The organism is Rufibacter soli (assembly GCF_054781795.1).
The window spans coordinates 2096120-2108157 of sequence record NZ_BAAGTS010000002.1 but is presented as its reverse complement, the minus strand read 5'-3'; the positions used below and the strand labels follow the sequence as shown (position 1 = coordinate 2108157).

6 protein-coding genes are annotated in these 12038 nt (G+C 47.3%); 5 read left to right on the top strand and 1 reads right to left on the bottom strand.

Features of this window, described 5'->3' with window-relative positions; genetic code table 11:
- Positions 1–320 precede the first annotated feature (320 nt).
- The gene (locus ACYVJQ_RS10670) at positions 321–1367 is read right to left on the bottom strand and encodes a LacI family DNA-binding transcriptional regulator (RefSeq protein WP_460893061.1); all 1047 of its coding nucleotides are present in this window, start codon (positions 1365–1367) and stop codon (positions 321–323) included.
- Between the two features lie 353 nt (positions 1368–1720).
- Between ACYVJQ_RS10670 and ACYVJQ_RS10665 the strand changes: the two genes are divergently transcribed.
- From ACYVJQ_RS10665 to ACYVJQ_RS10645, 5 genes are all read left to right on the top strand, one after another.
- Positions 1721–4819, top strand: coding sequence for a SusC/RagA family TonB-linked outer membrane protein (locus tag ACYVJQ_RS10665; RefSeq protein ID WP_460893060.1), 3099 nt, complete (start codon positions 1721–1723; stop codon positions 4817–4819).
- 73 nt (positions 4820–4892) lie between these two features.
- Entirely contained in the window at positions 4893–6377 is a 1485-nt protein-coding gene (locus tag ACYVJQ_RS10660) for a RagB/SusD family nutrient uptake outer membrane protein (protein ID WP_460893059.1), read from the top strand.
- A gap of 19 nt (positions 6378–6396) precedes the next feature.
- A complete protein-coding gene (locus ACYVJQ_RS10655) occupies positions 6397–7854 on the top strand; it encodes a cadherin repeat domain-containing protein (protein WP_460893058.1) in 1458 nt (485 codons plus the stop codon).
- A 263-nt stretch (positions 7855–8117) separates the two neighbouring features.
- Positions 8118–10364: an alpha-amylase family glycosyl hydrolase gene (locus tag ACYVJQ_RS10650; protein WP_460893057.1), complete on the top strand. Its 2247-nt coding sequence runs from the start codon at positions 8118–8120 to the stop codon at positions 10362–10364.
- A gap of 76 nt (positions 10365–10440) precedes the next feature.
- On the top strand, positions 10441–12006 hold the full coding sequence (locus tag ACYVJQ_RS10645; RefSeq protein WP_460893056.1) for an alpha-amylase family glycosyl hydrolase: 1566 nt from the start codon (positions 10441–10443) through the stop codon (positions 12004–12006).
- Positions 12007–12038: the final 32 nt, after the last annotated feature.

Here is a 12038-nt window from a genome sequence, read left to right as displayed (position 1 = left end):
TAAAATGATGCAGCATCATTCCCTATAGCCAAGCAGCTATATTTTTCTAAATTAATGAGGGGATAACACCCAATCCTAGCAGGTAAGGAAGTATTTGCGAGGGCCTTTAAGGCGTTTCCTAGGCGTTCTTATTTTCTGCAATCAATGTTTGAAGGGAAACTTCTAGTAGAGGAAGGGGGAAGAGAATGGCCTTTCTTTATTTTTCTCAATTTTTAATTTACTGCCCAAAATAGAATGAATGGCTTACCCTGTTTGAGGCTGTTTTTCAGAAAACAGCCTCAAAACAGGTTTACACACTTAGTCAATGAAATCTTGTGGCCTTAAGCCATAACGGTCATCACCGAAGATTCTCTCACAATCAGGACGGGGTCCAGAATAATCTTCTTGGGTTCAGTTATAACGGCAGCTTCTTCTGTGCCGGCGGCTTTTTTGGCCATGGCCTCCAAGAAAAGGGTAAAGGCTTCTTCCCCCATGCGGGCCGGTTGCTGGTCAATAGTGGATAGGCTAGGCGTAACATAGGGACTGAAAGACTCATTCCCGAAGCCGATCATGCCAATTTCACCCGGCATTCTCTTACCTTGCTGTTTAAAGTATTGCAAGGCACCCAGGGCCGTGAAATCCTCTACCGCAAAAATAGCATCCATTTGCTTGTTTCTGGAAAGAAGGCGCTCGGCACTGAACCGCCCAGATTCAATGGAGTTTCTTCCGTATTGGATCAGGTCCTCGTCTACCTCCATGTTGTTCATCTTGAGGGCATCTACGTACCCGCACAAACGGTCATTGAAGATCTTGATGTGCTGCGGTCCTGATATATGCGCTATGCGGGAATACCCTTGTTGGATGAGGTGTTCGGTTGCCATGAAAGCCCCTTTGTAATCATCTACCACCACAGAGGGGGCTCCCAACTCATCTTTAATCCGGTCAAACAAAACCAGGGGCACCTTACGTTTTTTCACGTCATAGAAGTGGTCCAGGTTAGGCGTGTCCTTGGCAATGGAGGCAATAATGCCGTCTACGCTGGTCTGCAAAAGCGTTTCTACCCCTTCCACCTCATACTCGCCGGTTTCATTAGACTGAAACAGGAGAATATTATAGCCGTTGGCCCGGGCCACCTTCTCAATACCGTGCACCACCGCCCCAAAGAAACCGATATCTGAACTGGGGATGAGGATACCAATGATGTTGGTTCTGCCGGACCGTAAAGAGCTTGCTAGCCTGTTTTGCCTATAATTTAGGTTTATGGCCGTTTCCTTGATCATCTTCTTAGTGGCGGCACTAATAGAAGGGTGGTCGTTCAAGGCTTTAGACACAGTAGATGGGCTTGTATTAAGCTCTTTGGCTATATCATGAATGGTAGTTCTACTCATGGCGTGTTATCGATTTCGTAAAAAAAGGGGCAAAGCCCTTAAAGGCAGAAGAAGACCTTAGGCAGCCTATTGTTGCAAAGCTAATTAAACATATGATAATATGAGGGTCCCTAAAATCTAAAATCTCAACAAATCTTAAGTTTTTTGTTCCTAATTTTGGTAAAACGTTAAAAGAAATATTTTTTTTGAGGGCTTACCTATTTGAAATGCTGATAAAAGTTGCTAAATCGGTAAGGAAATCGATTTCCAAAGGGAAGGGAAAGTTGTAAAACCTTGACTATGAGAATCTTGTTTAATTATTAGTTTATCTATTTCAGCCAAAAAAAACATTACCCACCTAAAATCCTTTATACATGTCAAACTTATTACCAAAAAATCAACTGAACTCAGGCAGTTGGCTTTCGCTTCGGCAAGGCGGGAAGATTTCTTCCCTTCTGGTGCTGATCGTGGCCTTCCTGGCTTTGAGCATGGGGCAGGCTTCTGCGCAGCAAAGAACCGTTACCGGTACTGTTTCTGATGCGGCTGGCCCAATGGTGGGCGTAAGCGTAGTGGTGAAAGGCACTTCCACCGGCGCCTCTACAGATCTTAGTGGCCGTTATTCTATTCCGGTAACCGGCAATGCTGCTGTTTTGCAGTTCACCTTTATTGGGTATGTGACCCAGGAAATTCCGGTAGGTGCACAGTCTACTATTAACGTGACTTTGGCGCAAGATGCCAGAGCTCTGGATGAGGTGGTAGTGGTTGGGTATGGTACTCAGAATAAAAGAGACCTTACTGGTTCCGTTACTTCTTTAGGGGAGGAAGACTTTAACGCCGGACCTATCACCAGCCCGTTGCAGCAAATTAACGGTAGAGCGGCAGGTGTTACCATTAACCAGGTAGGGAACGAGCCGGGCCAGGCGCCCAACATCCGGATTAGAGGGATAACTTCTTTGATTGGTGGAAATGACCCTTTAGTGGTAGTAGATGGTATTCAAGGTGATTTGAACCTGTTAAAGCAGATTCCGCCAAGTGAGATCAACTCCATTGAGATTCTGAAAGATGCTTCTGCCACCGCTATTTATGGTTCAAGAGGCGCAGCCGGGGTTGTATTGGTGACTACCAAAAAAGGTAAAGCCGGTTTAACCACAGTAGAGTACAGCGGTCTGGCTTCTATAGAAACTATCTCTAAGTCATATGACTTACTGAATGCCACTGAATACAGAGAAGCTGCCGCAGCCAGAGGCATTGCCAACAGCTATGATTTTGGCGGTAACACAGACTGGTTGAAAGAAGTTACCCGCAAGGGCTACACTACTACCCATAACCTGGCCGTTTCTGGCGGAACCGAGAACTTCAACTACAGAACTTCCTTAACTGGTATCTTACAGCAAGGGATTATTAAGAAGTCAAACTCTGAGAACTACATTGCCCGTTTCCAGGGAACGCAGAACGCGTTCAAAGACAAATTGGCGTTAACGTTCAACCTAAACACCTCAGTGCTTACCAATGACTATAACAATGGGGGCAGAATTGGGGAAGCCATTAACCGCAGACCAACAGACCCTATCTATGTTAATGAGCCTTTGTTCAAAGACGCAGGAAACTACTTCATTGACCCTAACGGTTTTAACTACCTGAACCCGGTAGCCCGTACCAATGAGATTGAAGATGGAGATAGAACAAACAACCTCTTCGGAAGCCTTCGGGCGGAATACACCATCTTGAATGGGTTAACCGCTACCGCTTTTGGCTCTTGGCGTAAAACAGACCGTGCCTATGAAAACTACATTTCTGCCAGAACCACGGTAGAGAATGCCAGAAACTTGGGCGTGGTGCCAGCCGCTTTAACCGGCGAAGAAAGAAGAGCCTTTATCCAAAACCTCCCTGATGGTATTGCTGCTAGAGAAACCAATTCGTCAGATGAAAAACTTTTCAACTTTATCTTGAACTACAAGAAAGAGATTGGAGACCATAGTTTTGATATTATTGGGGTAAATGAGTGGCAACAGCAAGTGTATGATGGCTACAGAGCTTCGTCCAGAGGCTTTTTGGTAGACTCCAAGCAAAACCTGAATGCCTTGCAATCTTCAGACCCTACGCTTTTCCAGCAGGGCAACATTACTTCTTACAAGACAGACAGAACCCTGGCCTCTTTCTTAGGAAGGGTAAACTACTCCTTTAAAGATAAGTACCTGCTAAGCGCCAGCTTCAGACGTGATGGTTCTTCCGTATTTGGTGCCAATAACAAATGGGCCAACTTCTACGCCTTGTCTGGTGCCTGGAGAGTTTCAGAAGAAGCCTTTATGTCAGGCTTAGATGTTTTCAGTGACCTGAAACTGAGAGTAGGATACGGTGAGACTGGTAACCAACAAGGCCTAGGACCATTGAACTCTGTTCGCCTGGTAAACAATGACGGGACTGTGTTCTTTGGTGGTTCAGTGATTTCTAACTTCTCTATCATACAGAATGAAAACAGAGACTTGCGTTGGGAAGTGAAGAAAATGTTCAACGGTGGTGTAGACTTCGGTTTGTTCCAGGGCAAACTTTCCGGTGCCTTAGACGGGTACTACGGCTTGACTAGCGATCTCTTGTTTGACTATAGCGTGCCCCAGCCTCCTTATCCTTTTGGTACCATCAAAGCCAACATTGGTGAGATCGTAAACAAAGGTCTTGAAGCCAGCTTAAGCTATATCTTGTTAGACAGAGAAGACGTGGGCGTAACCTTGTCTGGTAACGTAAGTACCAACAAAACTGAGATCAAAGAACTGAGCGGTTCTTTAAATGGCCTGCCATTGGAAACCAACTACGTGGTTTGGGGTTCTGGTGGAACCACCGGGGTAGCTTCTACCAACAACGCTATTTCTCACTTGATCATCGGCCAAACCTTAGGAACCTTCTATTTGTTCAAACATGCAGGGGTAGATGCCAACGGCAACCAGATCATTGATGACCTTAACGGTGATGGCATGATCTCAGATGGTAACAGAGAAAATCCAGACCGCTACGTGGCCGGTCAGGCTTTGCCTAAATTCAACTGGGCATTCACTCCTTCTGCCAGATACAAGAACTTTGATTTGAACATGGTGATCAGAGGAGCGCACGGCCATAAGATTTTCAATGCCAGAAGAGCCACTTTAAGTGCGCTGCAAGGCTTTGGCCAGAGCAACGTATTGCGTAGCGCTTTGAAGGATAATATCAACAGCCTTACTTATGCTACTGATTACTGGTTGGAAGACGGTGATTTCGTGCGGATGGAGAACCTTTCTGTTGGGTATAACTTCAATGCCAGCAAACTGGGTACCATTAAAAACCTGCGTCTTTCTTTAACTGCTACCAACCTGTTTGTGATCACAGACTACTCTGGTATTGACCCAGAATTAAGCACTGGCGGTGGCGCTGGCTTTGGTATTGACTACGGTATTTACCCACGCACGCGCAGCTTCGCGGTAGGCCTTAACGCAACATTCTAAATAATTGAACCAAATGTCCCTGCCGGTACTTTCAAGGCAGGGACGGAGTTCTTCCACGATTTAATTTCTTGATATGAAAAAGATAGTTTATTCATTCTTGATTCTGGCGTCAGTGACCTATGTGGGTTGTACTGATTTGGAAGAGGGAGTATACGGCCAGCAAGTGGCTGATGAATTCTACGCCACGGATGCCGGGGTGAACGCTGCCTTAGCCAACATCTACAATGAGGTGCGGGGCGACTGGAACGGAAAAGGAATTGCCGGCGCAGACAGAGGCTGGTATGACCTGAACGAATCCTCTACCGATGAGATGATGATTCCAAGACGCTCTGATGGCGCCTGGGATGACAACGGTATCTGGCGCGCCATGTATACCCACACCTGGACGGGTTCTCAGGAGTTCATTGGCAACACCTGGAACTGGTTATACAGAAGCATTTTCAAGGCCAACTTGGCAGTAGAACTATTAACCAAAGCGAACGCTGACCCAGCCAGAATTGCGGAGGCCAAAGTTTTAAGGGCTTACTTCTATTACATGTTGATGGATGGATGGGGAAATATCCCTTTCTACACTGAAAACAACTTAACAGTTGACAAGATCCCACAAACCCCTCGTGCCGAGGTTTTCAAATTCATTGAGACTGAGTTGAAAAACAACGTAGACTTACTACCTACCAATAAAGGAGGCCAGTTCTACGGCAGATTCAACAAATGGGCAGGATACGCTCTTTTAGGCAAACTTTACCTGAATGCCCAGGTGTACACCGGTACCGCCCGTTGGGCGGATGCCATCGCGGCCTCAGATAAAGTAATCAATGACGGTGGTTTCTCTCTGGTACAGAACCTGTATGACAATGCCGGCACCCAGGCGGTTTTCGGTGATAGAATGCCTGACCAGGAAGTGATCCTATCTGTGTATGTAGATGCTTTGACGGCACCTCGTAATATCATCGGTATCCGTTCTCTGCATGGCCCACACTCCAGCGCCCTTTTTGGATTCAGCGGATGGAATGGAGCTACCGTGCATCAAGACTTTGTTAACAAGTATGATGCCGCCGACAAACGTAAAAAGCAATGGTTGGTAGGTCCTCAACCAGGTGGTGTGACCTATAACCTCAACATCGCCTCACTAGACAATGCAGGAATCACGGACGGGGCCAGAAACGCAAAATTCTTCCCGGTTCCTCCTTTTGATGGCAGCAACAGTGCTTCTAATGACTTCCCGGTTTACCGGTATGCAGACGTGTTGTTGACCAAGGCAGAAGCTTTGTTGAGAAACAACGGCGACGCCGCTGCGGCCAGAAGCTTGGTGAACCAGGTACGGAACCGTGCCGGCTTGCCTAGCCTTACCGGCACCTTGACCTTAACAGAAATCTACGACGAACGCGGAAGGGAATTGGTTTGGGAAGGACACCGTCGTCAGGACATGATCCGTTTTGGTACTTTCACCGCGGCCCGCACCTTCAAAGCCGCCAGCAGTGATAAATACAAGCTGTTCCCAATTCCGGCGGAAGCTATTTCTAACAACCCAACATTGGTACAGAATCCAGGTTACTAAGCTTTAAATCAGACCGTATATGAGAAATTTTAAAAATCCTTTATTGTTCTTCAGCTTCCTGCTGAGCTTCACCTTCTGGGGCTGCGGGGAGGATGATGTGGATCCGATGTTTCAGGAGCTTCGCAACCAGTCGTATGACCTGGTGGTAGTTTCTGATGCCAGCACCAGCGTACCGGTTTCCTTTACCGCTGCCGGAACAGATTTGGAAAAGGTGATAGTAGAAATTACCAAACAAGGTTCTACTACTGTGGTGGGTTCCAATACCTTAAGCAACATTAAGGCTAACTCACTTAACAGAGTTTCCCTGAATGTGCCTTTCCAGAGCAATGACAAAGCGCCTTCCGGTATCTACACGGTGAATTACAAGATGATCAGCAAAGCTGGTGAGCAGAACGTGGGTTCTTATGATATCAATATCATAAACAACATGTCCCCGGTGTTTTGTACCTACACCAATGCGCTTCCTTCTGGCAAGACCGTTTGGATCAGGTTATATGTGCCCAACGGAGCCACCCTTCCAGCCAATGACAGAACGGTTTACCTGACAGGTAGCTTTGGTTCAAGAGAAGGCGGCAGCGACTGGGATGGCGGGGGAGGACCTCACAAATTCACCCAATTGAGCCCTACCTGCTATGAGATTGCCATGCACCTTGAAAACGGTGACAAATTCAAAATCACCCGCGGTAACTGGGACAAGCAGATGACCACTGCAACCGGTGCAGAGTACTCAGATTTTACGTATAATGGAGAGTCTGCTTTCTCGGCCACTGCATTTAACTGGAAAGACCGGCCTACTGTAGCGCCTACCTCACCAGCAGGTGAGATCCTGAACGTGCCTGCAGAGGCTGTTAAATCTGGCATGTTAACCTTTGTGGCTACTTTAGCCACTGGTCTTGATGCTAAATCTGGTGACTATTATGTAGTTGAAAAAGGAGCCACTAACATCAATTCTGGGGTTAAGATGGTCGCCTTTGAGGGTGCTAATAAAGTGGCTGCCGCTGTGGCCAAAAAACCAGGTGTAGAATATGTGGTGGTAAAAGGAAATGCCGCTGCTACTGGTAAAAACAGATATGGCTTTTTACAGTCAGCCGTTTGGGATGGTAAAACAAACCCGGTACAAGTAACGGTAGGCACTTTCGGCCAAGCCGGATTTGCCTTAGGCAACAAGATTGTGATTGTGGGTGGTGCCACTCCAGGTGACTGGGGCGCTTCTTCTGGTCAGAACTTTACAAAAACGGGTGAGGGGAAATATTCTATTACCATTGCCTTGAAAGCAGACAGCGAATACCTGTTGCTGCCAGAGTACAACCAATGGGATGACAAGTGGGCCTTTGGCTCAGGAACACCTTCCGCAGGTACCTTTGATGCACAAGGAAGTGGCCCTAACTTTTCTACTAAAGGTCTAGCTGCCGGTACTTATAAAATTGATGTGGATTTTACCACTGGAACCGGAACGTATAAACTAACCAAAGTTTAAGCAGTCCTTTCCATAGTGTAGAAAAGAGGTTATTTCAATGGTCATTGGAATAACCTCTTTTCTATTTTACCTAACTGAACCATTCCAAAACGGCTTTCAGTGGAGTTTTCGTTTTAAAGCCGTTTTTTAGAAAACAGGCCTAAACCACGAGCCAATATTTCAGGGACCCAACTGTGTTCTAAACCAGGAAGACTGGCTATATGGCGCATAGGTTTTGTACCGCTGCTACACTTTATTTCCTCCGTTTCTTTTACAATTTCTTCATGAGGTCATTCATCACTTTCCTTATCGTCTTCTTTTCTACCTTAGGCGGGTTGGCAGCCCAGCAGGTACAGCTTATCTTCAAGGTAGACATGAGCCAGCAAACGGTAGCCCCCAGCGGTGTCCACGTGGCAGGTAATTTTCAGGCTTTGGCCGGGGGAGGAGCAGACTGGAATCCTGCCTCACTGGCCCTCACCGACCCCGATAGAAATGGGATTTATGAGGTGCAGGTAACGCTACCAACCGGGGGCTTGTTCCAGTACAAGTTCATCAATGGAAACAGTTGGGCCGGCGCCGAGATTGTGCCTGCCGCCTGCGGATTGAATGACGGGGCTGGAAACTTCAACCGAATCATAGACGCCACGGCTTCCGTTTCTACTACGCCTGCCTATTTTTTTGGGGCCTGTGAAACCAAAGACGTCCAAATTCCAACTACTGATTACGCCACCCACTGGTGGAATGACGCGGTTTTCTATGAAGTGTTTGTCAGGAGTTTCTATGACAGCAATGGAGATGGCAAGGGAGACTTTAGAGGCTTGATTCAGAAACTGGATTACCTCAATGATGGAGACCCGGCTACTACCACAGATTTAGGTATTACCGGTATTTGGCTCATGCCCATGATGGAATCGCCTAGCTACCATGGCTATGACGTGACTAACTATTACGCCACAGAGCCAGATTACGGCACCATGGCAGATTTTGAAGCCTTTTTGGCGGCAGCCCATGCCCGGGGTATTAAAGTAATCATTGACTTTGTCATGAACCACTCCTCAGACCAGCATCCATGGTTTCAGCAATCGGCGGCTAGCACTACCAGCACGTTCCGCAACTGGTACAACTGGTCAGACACAAACCCGGGCATTACGGGGCCTTCTGGCCAAACGGTTTGGCATGCCAAAAATGGTAAGTACTATTACGGCATTTTTTACAGCGGCATGCCAGATTTGAACTGGAGCAATGCCCAACTCAAAAGCTCTATGTGGGATGTTACCCGCTTCTGGCTGAACAAAGGCGTGGACGGCTACCGCATTGATGCCGTAAAGCACCTGGACGAAGACGGAGCCACTCTTGAAAATACCCCAGAAACGTTTCAACTTCTGCAGGAATACCATCAGGTGGCCAAGGCCGCCAACCCTAACGCTTTTACCGTGGGAGAAGTCTGGTCGGCTACACCAAAGGTGGTTCCTTATGTGCAGAACAACAGGCTAGACGTCAGCTTTGAGTTTGACTTATCCTTTGCTATCCTGAACGCCGTGAAGGGAAATAATCCGGTGGGTTTAAAGAGCCAGTTAAATACCGTGAACCGGCTGTACCCACGTCTGCAGTACGCAACCTTCTTAACTAATCACGATCAGAACCGGGTCTTTGACGAGTTGGGAGCCAATCTCGCCCACATAAAACAAGCGGCTTCATTGTACCTGACTATGCCAGGCGTTCCTTTCCTGTATTATGGTGAAGAGGTGGGCATGTCAGGGTCAGGGGTAGATGAAGACAAGCGGAAACCTATGCAGTGGTCAACCGCCAGTAACGGCGGTTTTACCACCGGAACCCCCTGGCGGAACCTCAATTCAAATTTTGCACAATTCAGTGTGCAGGCCATGGCCGGAGACCCAGGGTCTTTGTTAAACCACTACAAGAAACTTATTCAGGTAAGAAACGCCCAGCCTGCCTTGCGCAAAGGTTATTACCAGGAAATGTCTACTTCAAACCCTTCGGTGTTAGCCTATGCCCGAGTCTTTGCGCAGGAAGCAGTTGTGGTGGTGTCAAATTTTGGGGCGGTGGCCGTGGTAGCACCTATTGTTTCCTTACCTGTTTCAACGCTTCTTCCAGGTAGCTATTCCCTCACCGATCTTACCACGAATCAGAAGGTTGGATCTGTGATGGTAAATGACCAGGGAAACTTCACCACTTGGTCCATTGGCAGTGCATCTTTGGCGGCAGATCAAACCTGGGTTTTGAAACTTACGGCATCAAACCTCACCGGGCTATCTAAGAATATGGATGAAGGTGGTTTTAAAGTGTACCCAAACCCAGCCAACGATCTGGTGCAGGTAGAGACCACCCAGCATCTAGGTCAGGAAAAAAAGATAACGGTTTTGGATGTCACTGGAAAACCTCAATTTTCCGCCACCTTCAAAGGCCAGAAATACCAGTTGAACACGGCTGGCCTGCCCAGTGGAATTTATTTTGTGAAACTGCAGACCGGGGCCTCTATTTCCATGCAACGTTTAGTGGTTACCCATTAATAGAATTTTATCCAGTGCCTGCTACCTTTTCCAGACATATGGGTGGGTAGCAGAATTTTCCCTTAACCTCATTCCTATGAAAAAACATTTTCTTCGCCTTCTGTTCTCATTTTTGATTAGCTCGGCTTTCCTGGTTTCAGGTGCTTCGGCTCAAAACCAATCCAAGAAGGCCAGCCAATGGCCCCGTGGTATCACCTATGAAATTTTCGTGCAGTCTTTCGCCGATTCTAACGGAGACGGAATTGGCGACATCAAAGGCATGACTTCTAAATTGGATTACCTGAAAGAGCTGGGCGTGGAAGGCGTGTGGCTCATGCCCATTAACCCATCGCCGTCTTACCATAAATATGATGTCACCGACTATTACGGTATTCACCCGGATTACGGGACGCTGGCCGACTTCAAGGTTTTCCTGCAAGAAGCACATAAACGGAACATCAAAGTGGTTATGGACTTGGTGATCAACCATTCCTCCAGCCAGCACCCCTGGTTTAAAGAAGCCCTCAAAAATCCTAACAGCCCTTACAGTGATTATTATGTCTGGACCCACAAAAGCGATCCCCAGACGCAGCACGAAGGAAGGCCTACCGGCGCAGATTCAGATAACACCCGCCATTGGCACAAAGTAGAAGGAAGCGACTACCTGTACTATGGCTATTTCTATGAAGGCATGCCCGACCTTAATTTCGACAGCCCGAAACTGCGGGACGAGATTTTCAAGATTGGCAGGTTTTGGCTGACAGAGATGGGCGTAGACGGCTTCAGATTAGATGCAGCCCGCCATATATTCCCAGATGAGCGCCCCTTTGATAACCACCGGTGGTGGGAGTACTTCAGGAGCGAGATGGTAAAAGCCAAAAAAGACGCATACCTGGTGGGGGAGGTGTGGGCACCTACTGATATTGTGGCCCCCTACATTAAAGGCTTGCCGGCCCTATTCAACTTTGAGATGAGCTGGGATATTTTAAAGGCCCTGAACCAAGGAAAGGGAGATTCTTTGGCCAATAAACATGCCAAGATCACCAACTTCTATCATTCCGTGAACTCAGCCTTCATAGATGCCACTATCCTGAGCAACCATGACCAAAACCGCATCATGAGCGAATTGGGCGGAGATAAAAGCAAAGCCAAAATTGCTGCCGCTTTATTGCTGACCTTGCCGGGGTCGCCTTACCTATATTATGGGGAGGAATTAGGCATGACCGGTAAAAAGCCAGATCCAAATATTAGGGAGCCATTTTTATGGGATGCGGCTAGCAAAGACAAAAGCCGCACTAAATGGATGAAGCCCGTGTTTAGTACGGAAAAAACCGTAGCCCCAGCCGCAGCCCAAATCAAAGACAAAAACTCTTTGTATAACCATTATAAAGCCTTCATCAGTCTTCGGAACCGCAGCCAGGCCCTTACTTACGGAAACATAGAGCCAGTTTCTTTGAATGAACCGGCAGTAAGCGCCTTTCTGCGCACTCATGAAAACCAATCACTGCTGGTGTTGCACAACTTGTCAAACGCTGAGGTAACGGTAGCCCTTCCTTCAGCCGCCAGTGGGTACACCAACACCTATTTTAAATACAACGGCGCCAAAATCAGCAAAGGAACCGTTACATTGCCCGCGTATAGCAGCCTCGTATTAGAAAAATAAGTTTTTGTTTCCTTTCTGTTTTAGGCCCGTTT

Bases quoted from the DNA above. Each gene is read 5' to 3' on its own strand.
- ACYVJQ_RS10670 (WP_460893061.1), bottom strand. From the start codon at position 1,367: ATGAGTAGAACTACCATTCATGATATAGCCAAAGAGCTTAATACAAGC.
- ACYVJQ_RS10665 (WP_460893060.1), top strand. From the start codon at position 1,721: ATGTCAAACTTATTACCAAAAAATCAACTGAACTCAGGCAGTTGGCTT.
- ACYVJQ_RS10660 (WP_460893059.1), top strand. From the start codon at position 4,893: ATGAAAAAGATAGTTTATTCATTCTTGATTCTGGCGTCAGTGACCTAT.
- ACYVJQ_RS10655 (WP_460893058.1), top strand. From the start codon at position 6,397: ATGAGAAATTTTAAAAATCCTTTATTGTTCTTCAGCTTCCTGCTGAGC.
- ACYVJQ_RS10650 (WP_460893057.1), top strand. From the start codon at position 8,118: ATGAGGTCATTCATCACTTTCCTTATCGTCTTCTTTTCTACCTTAGGC.
- ACYVJQ_RS10645 (WP_460893056.1), top strand. From the start codon at position 10,441: ATGAAAAAACATTTTCTTCGCCTTCTGTTCTCATTTTTGATTAGCTCG.